The sequence below is a fragment of the Vibrio tarriae genome (assembly GCF_002216685.1).
Classification (GTDB): Bacteria; Pseudomonadota; Gammaproteobacteria; order Enterobacterales; family Vibrionaceae; genus Vibrio; species Vibrio tarriae.
Genome location: NZ_CP022353.1, coordinates 1,802,768 through 1,822,723 on the forward strand (window position 1 = coordinate 1,802,768; position 19,956 = coordinate 1,822,723).

The 19,956-nt window shown below is 45.5% G+C and carries 16 protein-coding genes; 10 read left to right on the forward strand and 6 right to left on the reverse strand.

Annotated elements, in window-relative coordinates; translation table 11 throughout:
- Positions 1 to 208: 208 nt before the first annotated feature.
- Positions 209 to 1,780, reverse strand: coding sequence for an N-acetylglucosamine-specific PTS transporter subunit IIBC (gene nagE, locus CEQ48_RS13930; protein ID WP_089071653.1), 1,572 nt, complete (start codon positions 1,778 to 1,780; stop codon positions 209 to 211).
- Positions 1,781 to 2,248: 468 nt separating this feature from the next.
- Here nagE and nagA point away from each other — a divergent pair, with 468 nt between their 5' ends.
- The 4 genes from nagA (at position 2,249) to asnB (ending at position 8,142) form a co-directional block, all read left to right on the forward strand.
- Positions 2,249 to 3,385: an N-acetylglucosamine-6-phosphate deacetylase gene (gene nagA / locus CEQ48_RS13935; protein WP_089071654.1), complete on the forward strand. Its 1,137-nt coding sequence runs from the start codon at positions 2,249 to 2,251 to the stop codon at positions 3,383 to 3,385.
- 2 nt (positions 3,386 to 3,387) lie between these two features.
- Positions 3,388 to 4,602, forward strand: a complete 1,215-nt coding sequence (gene nagC / locus CEQ48_RS13940; RefSeq protein WP_001013118.1) for a DNA-binding transcriptional regulator NagC — start codon at positions 3,388 to 3,390, stop codon at positions 4,600 to 4,602.
- 93 nt (positions 4,603 to 4,695) lie between these two features.
- On the forward strand, positions 4,696 to 6,282 hold the full coding sequence (locus tag CEQ48_RS13945; protein WP_000364240.1) for a cation:proton antiporter domain-containing protein: 1,587 nt from the start codon (positions 4,696 to 4,698) through the stop codon (positions 6,280 to 6,282).
- A gap of 195 nt (positions 6,283 to 6,477) precedes the next feature.
- A complete protein-coding gene (gene asnB / locus CEQ48_RS13950) occupies positions 6,478 to 8,142 on the forward strand; it encodes an asparagine synthase B (RefSeq protein WP_089071655.1) in 1,665 nt (554 codons plus the stop codon).
- 148 nt (positions 8,143 to 8,290) lie between these two features.
- On the opposite strand, the gene rfaH is transcribed toward asnB, so the two are convergent.
- Positions 8,291 to 8,788, reverse strand: a complete 498-nt coding sequence (gene rfaH, locus CEQ48_RS13955) for a transcription/translation regulatory transformer protein RfaH (protein ID WP_089071656.1) — start codon at positions 8,786 to 8,788, stop codon at positions 8,291 to 8,293.
- 507 nt (positions 8,789 to 9,295) lie between these two features.
- On the opposite strand from rfaH, the gene dtpA reads away from it, so the two are divergent.
- A complete protein-coding gene (gene dtpA / locus CEQ48_RS13960; protein ID WP_198301162.1) occupies positions 9,296 to 10,777 on the forward strand; it encodes a dipeptide/tripeptide permease DtpA in 1,482 nt (493 codons plus the stop codon).
- A 97-nt stretch (positions 10,778 to 10,874) separates the two neighbouring features.
- On the opposite strand, the gene hemH is transcribed toward dtpA, so the two are convergent.
- The 3 genes from hemH to htpG form a co-directional block, all read right to left on the reverse strand.
- Entirely contained in the window at positions 10,875 to 11,837 is a 963-nt protein-coding gene (gene hemH, locus CEQ48_RS13965; RefSeq protein ID WP_198301163.1) for a ferrochelatase, read from the reverse strand.
- A 126-nt stretch (positions 11,838 to 11,963) separates the two neighbouring features.
- Entirely contained in the window at positions 11,964 to 12,608 is a 645-nt protein-coding gene (gene adk, locus CEQ48_RS13970; protein ID WP_089071659.1) for an adenylate kinase, read from the reverse strand.
- Between the two features lie 334 nt (positions 12,609 to 12,942).
- A complete protein-coding gene (htpG, locus tag CEQ48_RS13975; protein WP_089072384.1) occupies positions 12,943 to 14,850 on the reverse strand; it encodes a molecular chaperone HtpG in 1,908 nt (635 codons plus the stop codon).
- 263 nt (positions 14,851 to 15,113) lie between these two features.
- On the opposite strand from htpG, the gene CEQ48_RS13980 reads away from it, so the two are divergent.
- The 3 genes from CEQ48_RS13980 to CEQ48_RS13990 are packed head-to-tail and all read left to right on the forward strand — an operon-like array spanning position 15,114 to position 16,851.
- Positions 15,114 to 15,959, forward strand: a complete 846-nt coding sequence (locus CEQ48_RS13980) for a winged helix-turn-helix domain-containing protein (protein ID WP_181712608.1) — start codon at positions 15,114 to 15,116, stop codon at positions 15,957 to 15,959.
- Positions 15,960 to 15,968: 9 nt separating this feature from the next.
- Complete coding sequence (gene toxS, locus CEQ48_RS13985; protein WP_089071661.1) at positions 15,969 to 16,490, forward strand: transmembrane regulator ToxS; 522 nt, start codon at positions 15,969 to 15,971, stop codon at positions 16,488 to 16,490.
- A gap of 40 nt (positions 16,491 to 16,530) precedes the next feature.
- Positions 16,531 to 16,851, forward strand: a complete 321-nt coding sequence (locus CEQ48_RS13990) for an Rdx family protein (RefSeq protein WP_089071662.1) — start codon at positions 16,531 to 16,533, stop codon at positions 16,849 to 16,851.
- 55 nt (positions 16,852 to 16,906) lie between these two features.
- On the opposite strand, the gene yfcE is transcribed toward CEQ48_RS13990, so the two are convergent.
- Complete coding sequence (gene yfcE, locus CEQ48_RS13995) at positions 16,907 to 17,455, reverse strand: phosphodiesterase (RefSeq protein WP_146779261.1); 549 nt, start codon at positions 17,453 to 17,455, stop codon at positions 16,907 to 16,909.
- A 414-nt stretch (positions 17,456 to 17,869) separates the two neighbouring features.
- Between yfcE and CEQ48_RS14000 the strand changes: the two genes are divergently transcribed.
- Together CEQ48_RS14000 and CEQ48_RS14005 are read left to right on the forward strand one after the other, a co-directional pair.
- Positions 17,870 to 18,784 (forward strand): TIGR01777 family oxidoreductase, encoded by a 915-nt coding sequence (locus CEQ48_RS14000; RefSeq protein WP_089071664.1) that lies wholly within the window; start codon positions 17,870 to 17,872, stop codon positions 18,782 to 18,784.
- Positions 18,785 to 18,826: 42 nt separating this feature from the next.
- Complete coding sequence (locus tag CEQ48_RS14005) at positions 18,827 to 19,654, forward strand: SDR family oxidoreductase (RefSeq protein ID WP_089071665.1); 828 nt, start codon at positions 18,827 to 18,829, stop codon at positions 19,652 to 19,654.
- Positions 19,655 to 19,956 lie beyond the last annotated feature (302 nt).

A 19,956-nucleotide genomic window follows, 5' to 3' on the forward strand; every position in this document is an offset into this window, starting at 1 on the left:
GTTTCTGCTTCTTATGCCATCAAGGCTAGAAAACAGAAAATATTGCCGCTAATCATCCACAATTCTTGCGGTGGGCACAATAAAAACTATGGATTTCTTGTGATTATTTCTACGGTTCGATGCTTATATCACCACTTCTCAAGCGGTAAATAAGTAAAAAGCCTCCGCTTTCGCGAAGGCTTTGATTCAGGCTAGGGTTTAAACTCGATTAAGGCAGTTTAACGTCAGAAAGATCTTCTTTCGGGCTGATGGCTTTCATTTCACCCGCGACGATTTCTGCTAGAGGGCCAAGGATAACTTGCAGGTTATTTTCACCCAGTTTCACAACACCTTTCGCGCCCAGTTTCTTCAGTACCGCTTCATTTGCAACCGAGCGGTCTTTCAACGTCAGGCGTAGACGTGTGATACACGCATCGATAGATGTCAGGTTTTCATGACCACCCAGTGCTTTCAGGTATTGGCGAGCCAAATCACCTTTAGATGCATCTGCTGAGTCTGTTTCTGTTTCCACTTCTTCGTCTTCACGACCTGGAGATTTCAGGTTGAACGCACGAATGGCGAATGTGAACGTGAAGAAGTACAGAGCAAAGAACGCCAGACCAATTACAAACAGAGTTGCAGGTTTCGTTGCTAGGCCCCAGTTCAGCGCGAAATCGATAAGGCCAGCTGAGAAACCAAAACCATGCAGTGTACCAAACATGTTAGCCACAACCAGTGACAGACCTGTAAACACAGCGTGCATTGCGTACAGTGCTGGTGCTAGGAACACAAACATGAACTCAAGAGGCTCAGTGATACCTGTTAGGAATGAACAAAACGCCACAGAGAATAGAGCACCACCCACTTGGTGACGACGCTCAGCTGGAGCGGCTAGGTACATAGCAAGCGCAGCACCTGGTAGGCCAAACATCATTACTGGGAAGAAGCCGTTCATGAATACCCCAGCGCTCTTATCGCCACCGAAGAAACGGTGTAGGTCGCCAGATTTAACCACTTCAGTTACTTCTTTAACCATTGCTGTGATTTCAGGAGTTACCGCATTTTTGAATGCAAAGGTATGCTCTTGACCCACCACTAATGTTTTCGCTAGAGCTGGATCCACACACAGTTTTTCGAGTGCAGGTAGAGCTTGACCAGCCGCTTGAGCACCTGAAACTAGGATCTCTTGGCAGGTACCCATACCGAACCAGAAGTAAGAGTTCAGAACGTGGTGCAGACCTACAGGGATTAGAGCGCGGTTTAGAGTGCCGTAAACAAATTGACCTAGGGCTCCTGATGTAGATACTGCATGCGCCAACGCATCTAATCCGCCTTGGATTGATGGCCAGATAACGCCAGAAAGCGCACCAGCAACCAGAGCAAACAGACCCGCCATAATTGGTACTAAACGCTTACCAGCAAAGAATGCTAGCCATTCTGGCAAACGTGTAGTGTGGAACGCATTGTAAGAATGTCCTGCGATGATACCTGCGAAGATACCGCCGAAGAAAGACATGTTGATAGAAGCATCAATCGTTTTTGCAGTTGCAGTCAGAACAAAGTAAGCTACCGCACCTGCTAGGCCTGCAGCGCCAGAACCATCCTTCGACAGACCGATTGCAATACCTAAACCAAACAATAGTGGCAGTTGGCTAAAAATTGCATCGCCCGCTGCAGCCATGAATGGAATACCTAACAGGTCTGGTTGACCCAAACGAAGTAAAAGCGCCGCTACAGGTAGCGTTGCGATAGGTAGCATCAATGCTTTACCTAACTTTTGCGCATATCCAAGAATATTCACCTTAAGTTCCCCCTATAGGATTTTTGTATAGTATTGAGAGACTTTTTTTAGTCGCCCAATTTAGTCCTAGTCAGTTTATGACATTAATTTTGCTCCGCAAATTAAAACCTCATCATTTGTGATCCTAATCACCCGTGGCTCTAAGAACGAAATGATTTTGCTAGCCAGATCATAAAACTTATTTTATGATGTAAAAAAACAACTTTTGAACGTTAATATTACAGCATTTGTTGGTCAGACAATCACCGTGTTACACTTGTTAGCATGGCGTATCTTTCTTAATGCCCCTAGGTTAAACACCGAAAAGAGTGGTTCGACCAATGACTTATTTTTAGCCGCAGTTGCTGTGGCCTTTTGCACAAAAGATAATTCGCGACCTGATTGAAGTAAAACAGCTTCCGCTTTGGCTGTAATCTCGGCGAGTCGCTAAAATGAATCTAAAAATATCGACAAGAGGATTAGCTGATTATGTATGCGCTAACTAACTGCAAAATCTACACAGGCAATGATGTGCTTGTGAAACATGCGGTAATCATCAACGGTGACAAAATTGAAGCTGTTTGCCCTATCGAATCTCTTCCATCTGAGATGAATGTGGTCGACCTAAACGGTGCAAACCTCAGCCCTGGTTTTATCGACTTGCAGCTCAATGGTTGTGGTGGCGTGATGTTCAATGATGAGATCACTGCAGAAACCATCGACATTATGCATAAAGCTAACCTGAAATCGGGCTGTACCAGTTTCCTTCCAACGCTGATCACCTCTTCCGATGAGAACATGCGCCAAGCGATTGCCGCCGCTCGCGAATATCAGGCTAAATACCCAAATCAATCGCTTGGTCTTCATTTAGAAGGCCCTTATCTCAATGTCATGAAAAAAGGGATCCACAGCGTTGACTTCATCCGCCCCTCTGACGATACGATGATTGATACGATTTGCGACAATAGTGATGTGATCGCCAAAGTCACTCTCGCGCCAGAGAATAATAAGCCTGAACATATTGAGAAGCTGGTTAAAGCTGGGATTGTTGTTTCTATTGGACACACGAACGCGACCTATAGCGAAGCACGTAAAAGCTTTGAATCCGGCATTACCTTTGCGACCCATCTCTTTAACGCAATGACCCCGATGGTAGGTCGTGAGCCAGGAGTTGTCGGGGCGATTTATGATACACCTGAGGTGTATGCGGGCATCATCGCCGATGGCTTCCATGTTGATTACGCAAACATCCGAATTGCCCACAAAATTAAGGGTGAAAAGCTCGTATTAGTGACCGATGCCACAGCTCCTGCAGGCGCTGAAATGGATTACTTTATTTTTGTCGGTAAGAAAGTATATTACCGAGATGGCAAATGTGTTGATGAAAATGGCACGCTTGGCGGTTCAGCCCTAACAATGATTGAAGCAGTTCAAAATACGGTTGAGCATGTCGGTATCGCTTTAGATGAAGCTCTGCGAATGGCTACTCTGTATCCAGCGAAAGCAATCGGTGTTGATGAGAAACTCGGTCGTATCAAGAAAGGTATGATCGCCAACCTGACTGTTTTTGATCGTGACTTCAACGTAAAAGCGACGGTAGTTAACGGACAATACGAGCAGAATTGATAATGAATGGCGGACAGATTGGTAACGTAGATTTAGTTAAACAGCTAAACAGTGCGGCGGTTTACCGCTTGATTGACCAACAAGGTCCAATCAGTCGGATTCAAGTCGCTGATGTAAGCCAACTGGCTCCGGCCAGTGTTACCAAGATTACCCGCCAATTGCTTGAACGTGGCTTAATCAAAGAAGTCGCGCAACAAGCTTCTACAGGTGGTCGGCGAGCCATTTCGCTGACCACAGAAGTCAAGCCGTTCCACTCTATTGCCGTGCGTATCGGACGTGACTATATTCAACTCAGCCTCTATGACCTAGGTGGAAACTCACTGGTTGATGAGCATCATGAGTTTCACTACAACACGCAAGATGTGTTGATGTCGAGCCTGATTAAACAGATCAAACAGTTTATTCAACAACACACCGCATTAATTGATCAACTGATTGCGATCGGTGTGGCCTTACCCGGTTTGGTGAACCCAGAAACAGGTGTTGTTGAGTACATGCCTAACGTCGCGATCAATGAATTACCTCTCGGTGCAACCATTCGTGATGAGTTCCATGTTGAATGTTTTGTGGGTAACGACGTTCGTGGTATTGCCTTAGCGGAGCACTATTTCGGAGCCAGCCAAGATTGCCAAGACTCCATACTAGTCAGTGTACACCGTGGCACAGGTGCAGGGATTATCGTTAACGGTCAAGTCTTCTTAGGCTATAACCGCAACGTCGGTGAAATTGGCCACATCCAAATCGATCCTCTTGGTGAGCAATGTCAATGTGGCAACTTTGGTTGTCTAGAAACCGTTGCGACCAACCCTGCTATCACTTCTCGTGTGAAAAAACTGATCGCTCAGGGGTATGAATCTTCGCTCTCTACTCTCGATACGATTACGATTGATGATGTCTGTGAGCACGCGAATGCTGGGGATGAACTGGCGAAACAAGCTTTGGTTCGTGTAGGTAATCAGTTGGGTAAGGCGATTGCGATTACCGTAAACCTATTCAACCCACAAAAGATCGTGATTGCAGGGCAAATTACCGCCGCCAAAGAGATCGTATTCCCCGCGATTCAACGCAACGTAGAAAATCAGTCACTGAAAACGTTCCACCAACATCTGCCGATTGTATCTTCACAAGTCTACAAACAACCCACTATGGGCGCTTTTGCTATGATCAAACGTGCGATGCTAAATGGGGTTCTGTTACAAAAATTGCTTGAAGACTGAGCTTTTTAGTTAAGCTTACGCAACCGATTGACCTATAATGACGGTGGTATTTTTATACCACCGTTTTTTATTATTAAATTAAGAACATAGCTCATGGATTTGATACTTCTTTCTGCCGCATTTTTAGCAGGTTTTATCGCTTTAAAATGCCATTTACCGCCACTGGTTGGTTTTTTGATTGCAGGTTTTGCGCTCAATGCCTACGGATTTACCAGTAATGACACCCTTTCTCTGCTCGCCGACTTAGGGGTAACCCTACTCCTTTTTACTATCGGTTTGAAACTGGAAGTCAAAACTTTACTCGCCAAAGAGATTTGGGCAGGGTCTACCATTCATAACTTGCTCTCTACCGCACTGTTTACGCTTCTCTTACTCATTTTTAAGCAGTTAGGGCTCGATAGTCTGGCGGATCTTTCTTTTGATAAACTCATTTTGATCGGATTTGCCCTATCCTTCTCTAGTACCGTATTTGCCGTCAAATCACTGCAAGAAAAAGGGGAAATGAATGCGACCTATGGCACCTTAGCCATTGGTATTCTGGTTATGCAAGATATCTTTGCTGTGGTGTTCTTAACCGCATCGACTGGCAAACTCCCTGAATGGTATGCGATAGGCTTATTTGTACTGCCTTTACTCCGTCCGCTCTTTTATGAGTTATTGGATTGGGTCGGCCACGGCGAGATGTTGGTTCTGTTTGGGATTTTCTTTGCATTGGTTGTGGGAGCCGGATCCTTCCAGCTCGTCGGTATGAAACCCGACCTTGGAGCACTGATCTTAGGGATGATGCTCGCCAGCCACCACAAAGCCTCTGAATTATCGAAAGCACTATTTAATCTCAAAGAGCTGTTTTTAGTCTGCTTCTTCCTAAACATCGGGCTTTCTGCTCACCCGACTACCACAGGAATTATGCTCGCTCTACTGCTCCTTTTACTGCTACCAATAAAAGGCGTGCTGTATTTTTGGGTAATCCACCAGTTCCACTTCCGTGTACGCACGTCACTGCTAGCCTCACTATCCCTATTCAACTTTAGTGAGTTTGGCCTGATCGTGGGTGGACTTGCTTTCAAAATGGGCTGGATAAACAGTGACATTCTGGTGGCTCTCGCCGTTTCTGTCCCCTTATCGTTTATCTTAGCCGCTCCGATTGAACGTAAAGGGCATGCCATTTATCAACGTTCGGCCAAATGGCTGAAAGAGCAAGCCGCTGAATCCTTACACACAAGGGATCGCCTAATTGATCCTGGAGAAGCGCAAGTTCTTATCTTAGGTATGGGGCGTATCGGCCGCGGCGCCTATGAAGAGCTCACTTCACGTCACGGGGAAATCTGCCTTGGGGTAGAAATTCGCGAAGAGGCGGCCAATAGCCATCGTGAAGAAGGCCGTAATGTGATTTCTGGCGATGCAACCGACCCTGATTTTTGGGAGCGCATTTTCGATACTGGCAAAGTCAAGCTGGTGCTGCTGGCTATGCCTCACCATCAAGCAAACCAAATTGCCCTTGAGCAACTGCAAAAGCGCCACTATCAAGGCCAAATCGCAGCCATTGCCGAATACCCTGATCAGATAGAGAGTTTGCTTGAGCATGGTGCTCACGCAGCATTCAACATTTACAGTGAAGCGGGTACGGGTTTTGCTCGCCATGTATGCGAACAGCTCAAACCAAACTTCACTCGCCGCTAAAAGATAGGGCGAATATCGCCCTATCGTTTCTTTTTTCACCACTTTTTAAAGCTCATTTAAACAACATCAAAATTAAATAGAAAATTTCTAATTAAAATCTTTTTATTTAAAATAAAACTCAGCATGGGGTTGAAGTTTTTAATCAGAATGGCAAATTAAGTCCAACAGATTAAAAAACATTTAAAAGGAATTCATATGTGCTCTATCTTTGGCATCTTAGACATTAAAACTGATGCAGCAACGCTAAGACCTATCGCCCTCGAAATGTCGAAAAAACTGCGCCATCGCGGCCCAGACTGGTCAGGTATCTACGCTTCTGATAAAGCGATCCTGGCCCATGAGCGTCTGGCCATCGTGGGTTTAAATAGTGGCGCACAGCCTCTTTATAGCCCAGATCGTAAGCTCATCCTTGCCGTGAATGGTGAAATCTATAACCACAAAGAAATTCGTGAGCGTTACAAGGGTCAATATGAATTCCAAACCGATTCTGATTGTGAAGTTATCTTGGCACTATACCGCGATAAAGGAGCTGATCTCCTCGAAGAGCTCAACGGCATTTTTGCTTTTGTTCTTTACGACGAAGAGAAAGATGAATACCTGATTGGACGCGACCATATCGGCATCATCCCTCTTTATCAGGGTCATGATGGACACGGTAACTTCTATGTAGCGTCAGAGATGAAAGCACTGGTTCCTGTGTGTAAAACATTGAGTGAGTTTCCTCCTGGCAGCTACTTGAGTTCAAAAGATCAAGCGGTGACACGCTACTATGTGCGTGATTGGAATAGTTTTGATGAAGTAAAAGATAACGTCAGCAGCAAAGAAGAGTTAACTCAAGCCTTAGAAGCCGCGGTGAAACGCCAACTGATGACCGATGTTCCTTATGGCGTACTGTTATCTGGTGGTCTGGATTCTTCGATTACCTCTGCGATTGCGAAGCGTTTTGCCGCAATGCGTATTGAAGATGATGAGAAAAGTGCGGCATGGTGGCCACAACTTCACTCTTTTGCTATCGGCTTAGACGGGGCTCCAGATCTTAAAGCCGCACGTGAGGTTGCAGAGAAAATTGGTACCGTACACCACGAAATGACTTACACCATTCAAGAGGGGCTTGATGCGATTCGTGATGTGATTTACCACATCGAAACTTATGATGTCACTACGATTCGTGCTTCTACTCCCATGTTCTTGATGGGGCGTAAAATCAAAGCCATGGGCATCAAAATGGTGCTTTCCGGTGAGGGAGCAGACGAAATTTTCGGTGGCTATCTCTACTTCCATAAAGCGCCAAACGCTAAAGAGTTTCACGAGGAAACCGTACGCAAACTGCTGGCGTTGAACTTGTTTGACTGTGCGCGTGCCAACAAATCGCTGGCAGCATGGGGAGTAGAAGGTCGTGTGCCTTTCCTAGATAAAGAATTTATCGATGTTGCGATGCGCCTCAACCCAGCCGATAAAATGTGTGGTAATGGCAAAATGGAAAAACACATCCTGCGTGAGTGCTTTGAGCACTATCTGCCCGAGTCGATTGCATGGCGTCAAAAGGAGCAGTTTTCTGATGGCGTAGGTTATGGCTGGATCGATACGCTAAAAGCCACCGCAGAAGCTAAGATCAGTGATCAACAAATGGAAACTGCGAAATTCCGTTTCCCATACAATACTCCAACCACCAAAGAAGGTTATGTGTACCGGGAAATTTTTGAGGAGCTATTCCCACTTGAATCTGCGGCACGCTGCGTACCGGGAGGCCCTTCCGTCGCTTGCTCTTCAGCCAAAGCGATTGAGTGGGATGAGTCATTCAAAAACTGTATTGACCCATCAGGCCGCGCGGTGAAAGCCGTCCACAAACAAGCCTACTAAGACTTGAAGTTCTAGCCAGCAGCGCTGCTGCTTCAAGTAGGGCGAGTATAGTGATTAAAAAAGCCAGAGTGATGACTCATTCTGGCTTTTTAATTCTTTCATCGCCCGATGATTCATCAACAGAAAAATCAAGACGGTAAAGATAAGATTAGGTGACTTCCCAATCGGTATTTTCAATACTCATTGGTACTTGCTGACTGATCATCTTCACCAGCATGATCGAGCGAGTATCTCCATCCGGCTCTAAATAAATCGCTTCAATGCCCGCAAACTGACCTCTTGCGACTCGAACGGTTTGCCCTTTTTCTGGCAATTGTTTGGTGGCGTGCTTCAATTGCTCACAATCAATCTGTTTCAATTGATAAATCAAATCGCCTTGCAGTTCACGTGGATGAGGCCCCAAGCGGACAAAATCCACGACACCACGCGTAGAACGTACGGTCGTAAATGAAGGTCCATTTTCGAAATCGAAACGCACAAACATATAAGAAGGGAATAACGGCTCCTTAACCATTTGCCGCTTACCCCGTAGAATTTTTTCAACGCACACTTCGGGGTAGAAGCATTCAACACTTTGATTTTCTAAGTGCATCTTCGCGCGCTGCTGCTCGCCTCGTTTGCAGTAAAGTAGATACCAACGTTTCATTTATATTCTGTTATGCCAACCTTTTTCGGCATGCTACCACACTCACAGAGCAAATATGAAATGCACTCTTGTAAAAACCGTTGAGCCCCCCGCACCTGATTTAAATGCATAAATTAGCTTAATCTGTGCATTTCCCAAGCAAACATCCAGTAAGAAATCGCCTACCAAAACAATAAAAAACACAAATTAATCATATCGATAGACTCAACAACCCCATCAAATAGGGCATTCACACCCAACTTTGATGACAAGTATTTTTTGTGAAAAATTAGTTTACGCAACAAAAATCACGATTTATTTCTCGGAAGTTTTATTGATTTTCATTGGGTTACATTTATTTACAACTGAATCCTGAGAAAACCTGTATTGCTCATCATTTATTTTGAATGTATAGGTATCAGCCGAATAAAAAACTCTCATGGATGAGTTGAATAAATATAATGTTTGACGGTTGGAGCTTCACAACAGACTTCAACCATTGCACTGCACAATGATACAGGAATGCTTATGTCCAACCTTAATATCTTTAAACAACCGAATGCCTTCTATTTGATCTTCTCTATCGAGTTTTGGGAACGATTTGGCTTCTACGGTATGCAAGCCATTCTGACGGTTTACATGGTCAAAATTATGGGCATGGATGAATCCGCTTCTTTCGTACTCTTCGGTGCCTTTTCAGCGTTAGTGTACGGCTTTGTCGCGATTGGCGGTTGGATCGGCGATAAAGTCATTGGAACAAAACGTGCTATTACTCTCGGCGCGATTGTCATGATGGTCGGTTATGTTCTGCTTGGACTCTCCACCGCGGATCACCCGCTTGTTGGACCAACGTTAATCTACATCGCGATGGGCTTTATTACGGTTGGTAACGGCTTGTTCAAAGCGAACCCTTCGAGTCTACTTGCAAAAATTTACCCAGAGAATGATCCTCGCTTAGATGGTGCTTTCACCATGTACTACATGGCGATCAATTTAGGCTCTTTCTTCTCAATGATCATTACTCCACTCGTGGCAATCAAGATGGGCTATGGAATGGCATTTGGCGTGAGTGCAGTCGGCCTTGCCATCACTGTGGTTAACTTCCTATTCTGCCAACGCATGTTAAAAGATACTGGCTCTCCCGCGGACCTTATGCCTGTGAACAAGATGTATCTGGTTCTTGTCGCAGTTGGCTCAATCCTTGCCAGTTTAGTGTGTAGCTATTTGCTACAAAACCTCACCCTAGCACACGGAATTTTGGTTGTTGCAGGTCTGTTTATTCTGGGATGTTATTTTAAAGAAGCGTTCTCGATGTCTGGCATTGAACGCGCCAAAATGCTGGTCGCCTTTATCCTGATGCTGCAAGGCGTGGTGTTTTTTGTACTCTATTTCCAAATGCCAACTTCACTGAATTTCTTTGCCATCAATAACGTTGAACACCATATCTTGGGTTTTGATATCGCACCAGAGCAGTTTCAAGCGCTCAACCCGTTTTGGATTATGATTGCGAGCCCCATTTTGGCGGCGACTTACGGCAAGCTTGGCGATAAATTAGCGATGCCTTTCAAGTTCGCTTTCGGGATGGCTTTATGTGCGCTCTCTTTCCTAGTACTAAGCTGGGGAACCTTGTTTGCTAACGAGCAAGGCATCATTAGCTCAAACTGGCTTATCGCAAGTTATGCTTTCCAATCCATCGGTGAACTCCTTGTCTCTGGTCTTGGTTTAGCGATGGTCGCGCAATTGGTACCACAACGTATGATGGGATTTGCAATGGGTATGTGGTTCCTCACTTCGGCGTCTGCCGCGGTCATTGCAGGCTGGGTCGCTAGCCTGACTTCAACGCCTGCTAATGTGTCTGGCGCCACCGAATCACTGCATATTTATGGTGAGGTATTTGCGCAAATTGGTTATGTGACTGCCGGAATTGCCATCGTCACCTTCATGATTGCACCTAAGCTGACTCGGATCTGCCGCGGTGAATCAGAGCCGTTAGAGCTGGTGACGCAATAAAGATGGAATCATAGATACGCCGTGAAACTGAAAACAGCGCCTTATTCGGCGCTGTTTTTGTATGGCTGCTTTATGCATGACTCGCTCAGATTGAAGCTTAACAATGGGCTTTAACCAGCGCGGCCATCAGCTCAATATGGCTCTGACTGTCATTCAAACAAGCAACATAGTGGAACGCTTCGCCGCCACTGTGCAAAAAGATTTCTTGGTTCTGCTCAGCAATTTCTTCCAGCGTTTCTAAGCAGTCCACTGAAAAGGCAGGGCAAATAACATCAAGCTTTTTAATGCCTTGACGAGGAAGCGCTTCCATCGTCTTGTCCGTATATGGCTGCAGCCACTCTTCCTTACCAAACTGAGATTGGTAAGTCATCATGACTTTCTCTTGAGGCAATCCTAATGCTTGAGCCAGTAACTCTGTGGTTTTTTGACAATGCTCTGGGTAGATATCGCCATTTTGCGCATAACGTTTGGGAATGCCATGGTATGAGCAGAGTAACAGATCACCTTGCCCATGTTGTTGCCATGAAGCACGAACGCTTTCCGCGAGGGCTTGGATATAGAGTGGATGGTCATGATAATCACGAATAAAGTGCAATTCAGGGACTACAGGTAACTGTCGCAACGCTTTGGCGAGACCATCAAACACCGCCGCCGTTGTCGTCGCGGAATATTGCGGATAAAGCGGCAGCACCACTATCTGTTCAACACCTTGTTGCTGCAACTTGCGTACACCCTCCAATAAACTCGGCTCTCCGTAGGTCATCCCTAGCTCAACAGGCCGTTGGCTAAGCTCTGCCAATTTATCGCGTTGACGTCGAGAGTAGACCATCAAAGGCGATCCCTCATCCATCCAGATTGATTGATACAGCTTAGCCACTTTAGGCGATCGCGTTGGCAAGATAATGCCATGTAAAAGTGGGCACCATAGCCAACGACTCATGTCTACCACTCGCTGATCATGCAGAAATTGGCTCAAAAACGCTTTTACCGCTTGAGAGGTTGGCGCTTGCGGAGTACCTAAGTTGGCAAGCAAAATGCCAAGTTTTTTATGATTATTCATGGCTTCCTTCAAAATGCACTGTTGAATGCGTTATTACGTCTCTTTCTGGTAAAAAGTTTATAAAAAAAGCGGCTTTACTGCCGCTTTTTTTCACCTATCAATGTAATCAGCACATCACAATAATGATTAAGCCAACGCTTTAGCAATGTCAGCACTCACTTCGCTCACTTGCTTAGTGCCGTCAAACTTCAGGTATTGAGTTTTACCTGCTGCCGCTTCTTTACCATAGTACTCAATCAATGGTGCAGTTTGGTTATGGTAAACATTCAGACGCGCACGTACGGTTTCTTCTTTGTCATCTTCACGGATCACAAGGTCTTCACCCGTTACGTCATCTTTACCTTCAACTTTAGGTGGATTGTACACTACGTGGTACGTACGGCCTGAAGGTAGATGAGCACGACGACCCGCCATACGCTCAACAATCACATCATCCGCTACGTCAAATTCAATCACATAGTCAACATTGATGCCCATCTCTTTTAGGCCATCGGCTTGTGGAATCGTGCGTGGGAAACCATCTAGCAGGAAACCTTTCTCACAGTCAGCCTGAGCAATACGCTCTTTGATAAGACCTAAAATGATGTCATCCGATACCAATTGTCCTGCATCGATTACCGCTTTCGCTTGCTTACCGAGCTCAGTGCCCGCCTTAATGGCTGCACGCAGCATGTCACCAGTAGAAATTTGTGGAATACCAAATTTTTCCATGATGAATTGAGCTTGTGTGCCTTTACCTGCACCCGGAGCACCGAGAAGAATGATGCGCATGTTTTATCCTCATACTAATTGATTTTTATACCGAAGCTCACAGCGCTTGCAAAAACTCACGGTAAGTTTCGGTATAACAGACAGAACAGCCCGCACAGCGAGCTGGCGTGCAAAAATACACGCGTTAATGACCACATTCAAGTGCCGCATTCTATCACAGAAATCGTTTGGCATACCGCTCTAAGACTAAAGAATGTGATGGGTAAAATTGAGATAGACCTCATGATACTGACGCAAAACAGCCATTCGCCTGTCTAGTCACTAATCAGTCCTTCGATAGCTCAAAGGCAGAAAAAAGCCCGCCGAAGCGGGCTTAAGATACGATAGCAAGGACCTAGTGGCTAGGTGCAAGCAGTTGGTTCACCGCACTTAAGAATTGTGATGGATCTTCCATCGAGCCACGTTCGGCAAGCATAGCTTGACCCAGTAGCACTTCCGCCCAACGGCCAAAAGTTTGCTCATCCGCTTCATCCGCCATGCGTTTTACCAAAGCATGTTCAGGGTTAACTTCAAGGATGTACTTCACTTCAGGTACAGGCTGACCAGCTGCGGCCAATAGCTTCGCCATTTGGGTACCCATTTCATAATCATCGGTCACCACGACTGCTGGTGTGTTAGCCAATTTGAATGTGGTACGAACCTCTTTCACTCGGTTACCTAAATAGCCTTTGAGGCGTTCAACCACAGACTTAAATTGCTCTTCCGTCTCTTTATGTTTCTCTTTTTCGGCTTCATCTTCGAACTGGCTGAGATCCAAGCCTGCTTTGGTGATGGACTGGAACGCTTTACCCTCAAACTCTGGCAAATAATTCATCAACCATTCGTCAATGCGATCAAACATTAGAATGACTTCAATCCCTTTTGACTTAAACTGCTCCAAGTGTGGGCTGTTTTTCGCAGCGGTATAGCTGTCAGCCGTCAGATAGTAGATCTTGTCTTGACCTTCTTTCATGCGCTCGACATAAGAAGCAAGGCTGATGGTTTGCTCTGCCGAATCGACATGAGTAGAGGCAAAACGCAGCAAGCTAGCGATTTTCTCGCGGTTAGCAAAATCTTCTGCCGGACCTTCTTTCATCACCAAGCCAAACTCTTTCCAGAATTTCTGGTAATTGTCAGCATCATTGCTCGCCATGCGCTCAAGCATGGTCAATACGCGCTTAGTACAAGCTTGGCGCAGTGACTGAGTGATCTTGTTATCTTGCAGAATTTCACGCGATACGTTGAGTGGCAGATCGTTTGAGTCAATCAAACCACGTACGAATCTCAGATAAGAAGGCATGAATTGCGCCGCATCATCCATAATAAAGACGCGTTGCACATACAGTTTTAAACCATGCTTATGTTCACGATTGAACAGATCCCAAGGCGCTTTAGCTGGAATGTAAAGTAAGCTGGTGTAGTCATTTTTGCCTTCGACTTTGTTATGACTCCACACGAGTGGATCAGCAAAATCGTGTGATACATGCATGTAGAACTCTTTATATTCCTCATCGGTAACTTCCGATTTAGCACGCGTCCACAGAGCTTGAGCCTTGTTGATCTGCTCCCATTTGGTTTCTTCTGTCGCTTTCCCCTCTTCATCCATCACCGAGGTTTGGATATAGACAGGAATACCGATGTGATCAGAATATTTGGAAATCACATCGCGCAGACGCCATTCGGATAAGAACTCTTTGCCTTCTTCACGCAGATGCAAAATGATGTCGGTGCCACGAGACTCTTTATTGATAGTTTCAACCGTGTATTCACCCTCACCTTTTGAGTACCACTGTACTGCGTCTGCTGGTGCACTACCTGCAGCGCGAGTCCGCACCGTCACCGCATCCGCTACGATGAAAGCCGAGTAAAAACCTACCCCAAACTGACCAATGAGCTGCGAGTTTTTAGACTGCTCTTGAGAAAGTTTTGAGAAGAATTCAGCCGTACCCGATTTAGCAATCGTACCCAAGTTTTCGATCACTTCGTCACGGGTCATACCGAGCCCGTTATCCGAAATGGTCAACGTATTTTTGTCTTTATCAAAAGAGAGTTTTACGCCTAATTCAGCGTCTCCCTGATAGAGATCCGGATGAGAAAGCGCTTGAAAACGCAACTTATCAACGGCATCGGAGGCGTTAGAAATCAACTCGCGCAGAAAAATTTCTTTGTTGGAGTACAAAGAGTGAATCATCAGGTGCAGCAGTTGTTTAACTTCCGATTGAAAACCACGCGTTTCTTTATTAGTGGTTGCAGTCTCGCTCATAATCGCTCCGTTTACTTCTGTTTCAAACAATTGATCCATTGAGACTCAATGGAATTACCTTGATGTGCAAGTGAGATATGGACAAAAAATGTAAATTCAAGGTCAAAACTCATAAAAACACTGTTTTTTGATCGAGATTGGATTATTCTAGGCCTGCATTTTTATCAAAGAAGATAAAAAAACCAGTAAAGTCTGAGTGTTGTGACAAGGAGATGCTGGGACATTAGATGTTCGGATTAGGACACAACTCAAAAGAGATATCGATGAGTCATATTGGTACTAAATTCATTCTTGCTGAAAGATTTACCTTTGATCCCCTAAGCAATACTCTGATTGATAAAGAAAATAGCGAAGAGGTCATTCGGTTAGGCAGCAACGAAAGCCGAATTCTTTGGCTGCTTGCCCAACGCCCAAATGAAGTGATTTCTCGCAATCATTTGCACGATTTTGTTTGGCGAGAGCAAGGTTTTGAAGTCGATGATTCCAGCTTAACTCAAGCAATATCGACTCTGCGCAAAATGCTCAAAGATTCCACAAAATCACCACAATACGTCAAAACGGTTCCGAAACGCGGTTATCAATTTATCGCCCGAGTGGAAACGGTTGAAGAAGAGATTTCTCGCGAAAACGAAGCTCATGACATCTCTCAACTGGAATCTGTCAATGAACTTACAGAATCAAGCAGTGTGCCTTCATCGCCCACTATGGTAAACACGCCGCAGCCAGCCAATGTCGTGGAGAATAAATTGGCTCCAAACTGGGGAAATCGACTGCTTTTTCTGATCGCGGCCTTACTGCCCCTCGCAGTATTGCTGCTGACTAACCCGAGCCAATCAAGTTTTAAGCCCCTAACGGTTGTCGATGGCGTCGCAGTCAATATGCCCAATAACCACCCCGACCTTTCGACTTGGTTACCGTCGATCGAACTGTGCGTGAAAAAATACAATGAGAAGCATACTGGTGGGCTAAAGCCAATAGAAGTCATTGCCACTGGTGGACAAAATAACCAGTTAACGTTGAATTACATTCACAGCCCTGAAGTTTCAGGTGAAAACATAACCTTACGCATCGTTGCTAACCCTAAAGATGCCATCAAAGTGTGTGAATAGGATCTTACTATGCAAAATAGACACATCGCTATGGGTATTCTCCTAATCTCTCTACTGTTTAGTGGCTGGCTATATTGGGGAAGCGATTTCAAACTTGAGCAAGTATTAACATCTCGAGAATGGCAATCCAAAATGGTCTCTCTGATTAAGACCAACAGCAACCGCCCTGCAATGGGACCTCTCAGTCGAGTGGATGTGACCTCCAATGTGAAATATCTGCCTAATGGCACTTATTTACGAGTTTCTATCGTGAAGCTATTTTCCGATGACAATAGTGCAGAAAGCGTGATTAATATCTCCGAATTTGGTGAATGGGATATCAGTGATAATTACCTTTTGGTCACGCCAGTCGAATTTAAGGATATTTCGTCCAACCAAAGCAAAGACTTTACTGATGAGCAATTGCAGCTTATTACTCAGCTGTTCAAGATGGATGCGCAACAAAGTCGTCGAGTCGACATTGTTAACGAAAGAACTATTCTCTTTACCAGTTTAAGTCATGGTTCTACGGTACTGTTCAGTAATTCTTAACCTGACTGAGCGTAGAATAGGACATAACAAGGACGTCACCATGAACAAAGCCCAAATCGAGATTTATTACTGCCGCCAATGCAATTGGATGCTGCGGTCTGCATGGCTGAGTCAGGAGCTACTGCATACCTTCAGTGAAGAGATTGAGTATGTCGCCCTGCATCCCGATACAGGCGGACGCTTCGAGATTTTTTGTAATGGCGTGCAGATTTGGGAACGTAAACAGGAAGGGGGATTTCCAGAAGCCAAAGTGCTGAAGCAAAGAGTGCGTGATTTAATTGATCCTGAGCGCGATCTTGGGCATGTTGATCGCCCCTCTTCTTCTACGCAAATTAATCTATCCCCAAACGACTCGGAATAAAATACGGCCAATACCGCTGCAGCTTCAAGTCGGAAGGGGATGTCGAACTTTAGATTTATTGAAGGAGGCAACTGGCCAGCGTTTCGCCAGCAACCGATATCACCGTCATTGTATCGCCTTCCAACACGCCATAGCTCGCGGCATACTCACCGCGGGGAAATGTCATAGAACCCGGGTTAACTAGGTATATTGAGCCAACTTGTTCAGCCACAGGAATGTGCGTGTGGCCATGCACCAAAACATCCCCATCTCGAAGTGGCGGCAGCTTATCTTTATGGTAAAGATGCCCATGCGTTAAAAATAAGCGTCGCCCAGAACTTAACAGTACCCATGCTGAATCACTCATCATAGGAAAACTCAACAGCATCTGATCGACTTCACTATCGCAGTTCCCACGCACAGCAATGATCTGCTCAGCAAACTGATTCAATTTTTCAGCGACGGCTACGGGGTTGTACCCTTGCGGGATAGGATTACGTGGCCCGTGGTTTAATACATCGCCCAACAAAATCAGAGATTGCGCCCCCGATGCTTGGTAAAGCGCAAGCGCTTGTTCGGTCGCAGGTAAAGAACCATGCAGATCTGAGACAAAAAATAGTTTCATGGTTAACCTCTTAAAAAACACTGGGTAATTGTAAGGCTTTCTTTTCTACCGTGCACCGTTGTTTTGTCACCCTACTCACCGTAAACAAACGCTATCTTAGGATGAATAAACCTAGCCAACAGCGCTACGATTTTAAATAGGGAACCGATACCGCTTCAAATTGAGCAGGATAAACGGGTAAATGCCCGCATAACCCATGAGCCAGATTTGACAAAGCCCCCTTTCACTCTTCACTATTTCAATACTGCGTTATACCCAAACGACTTGGAGTTGCAGGTAGGCGGCAAGTGAGAAATCACCATGAGCATAGATATACTATGTGATTGGGTGAGCAAACGTAGCCAGTACCGCGGCAGCTTTAAGTAAGAAAGGTATAGTTCGAATCACCGAACCCGCTTCACACAAGGAGTCACCATGAGAATTTTAATTACTGGAGGAACCGGATTTGTCGGTTTTGAGCTGATAAAGTTGCTCAGTAGTCATGAGCTGCTGGTTCTCACGCGTGACCTAACCAAAGCCGCTCAGCGCTTTGCGCACATTCCAAGTCAGAATCTTCAATTACTGCGCTCGTTAGACGAGCTCTCTGATTTCAACGGGATAGATGCCATCATCAATCTTGCCGGAGAACCGATTGCCGATAAACGCTGGAGCAAAAGTCAAAAGCAGCATATTACCCTTAGTCGCCTAGACATCACGGAACAATTAGTCGAGAAAATTCACGCTAGCGCTCACCCACCCGCCGTATTTTTGAGTGGATCTGCCGTGGGTTTTTATGGAGACCAACAACAGCATGCCTTTGATGAAAGCCTTCAGGTAAGAAGTGACCATTTTTCTCACCAAGTTTGCCAACAGTGGGAACAGCGCGCCCTCAAAGCACAATCTGAACAGACTCGGGTCTGTTTATTACGTACAGGAATCGTGCTGGCACCGGAAGGTGGGGCACTCAAAAAAATGCTCCCCCCTTATCGACTCGGGTTAGGAGGGCCGATCGGCGATGGGCAACAATACATGCCTTGGATCCATATGCAGGATATGGTGCGCGCCATCCTTTTTCTGCTTGAAACCGAACACGCTCAAGGTCCTTATAACCTTTGTGCCCCACATCCTGTGACCAATGCCGAATTCAGCCTCACATTAGCCACCACATTGAAGCGTCCGCATCTTTTTAAAACGCCGCAATGGCTCATAAAAATGTTATTGGGTGAAGCCTCTGAATTGCTGCTCGATAGCATTAGAGCCAAGCCGAAAAAACTGACCGACCTTGGCTTTCAGTTCCACTATTCACGCATTGATCGAGCCTTTAATCAGCTCCTTACGGCATCACAATAAGCCATAACGGACACAAGCAAACGCATACATAATAGGATTGCGATGACCAAATCGATTTTCATTACTGGTTGCTCAAGCGGCATTGGCTACATGGCGGCGAAACAATTGCAGTTACGGGGTTATCAGGTGATAGCATCGTGTCGTGATACACAAGATGTTGCGCGCCTATCCCAAGAGGGTTTGACCTGCATTCAACTGGATCTCACCAGTGAAGCCAGCATCAACCAAGCGGTAGAGCAAGCGCTAGAACTTTCCAACCATCGGCTTTATGCACTGTTTAATAACGGAGCCTATGGCCAACCGGGCGCTTTGGAAGACTTACCCGTACAAGCTATGCGCGAACAGTTCGAAGCCAATTTTTTTGGCTGGCATCATCTGACGACCCGCTTACTTCCTCACTTTCGTCGTCAAGATTACGGACGCATTATTCAAAACAGCTCTGTACTTGGCTTTGCCGCCATGAAATACCGCGGTGCTTACAATGCCTCCAAGTTTGCCATCGAGGGCTGGACAGATACGCTAAGACTCGAATTGCAAGGGTCGGATATTCATATCAGTTTGATTGAACCTGGTCCGATTGAAACTCAATTTCGCGCCAATGCCTTACGTGCCTTTAAGCACTGGGTAAACATCGAACAAAGTGTTCACCACCTCGCCTACCAACAACAAATGCAACGTTTGAGCAAAACGCACTCCAACAACCGCTTTGTCTTACCGCCAGAGGCTTGTCTGGCACCACTTTGTCATGCTCTGGAAGCACGCAAGCCGAAGATCCGTTATCGCATTACGACGCCAACCAAAGTGTTTGCGGTATTAAAGCGACTTTTACCCACGCGCTGGCTAGACAAATTATTATTTAAAGCCGCATAAATTATTTAATTGTCATTATTCGGTAACAATTGCGCGGCAAACTTCATAATACTCACTGGATTAAGTCCTAGACATTGAGTAAAAACATCAATCTTTATCAAGCGTTGCATGTGGTTCGACAAAAAATGACATTAAACCAATGGAATTGGATCGGTGTCGGTGTTGCGCTGACCTTATTTATACTGCTTTAAACACCTTTGCTTGCTCGCTCGTAAGAGCCACAAAATCACCACCTTCGGGTGGTGATTTTGTTTTAATCCTTGTATACACCAACCGCTTGCGTCACTGTTCAACGACGCCGC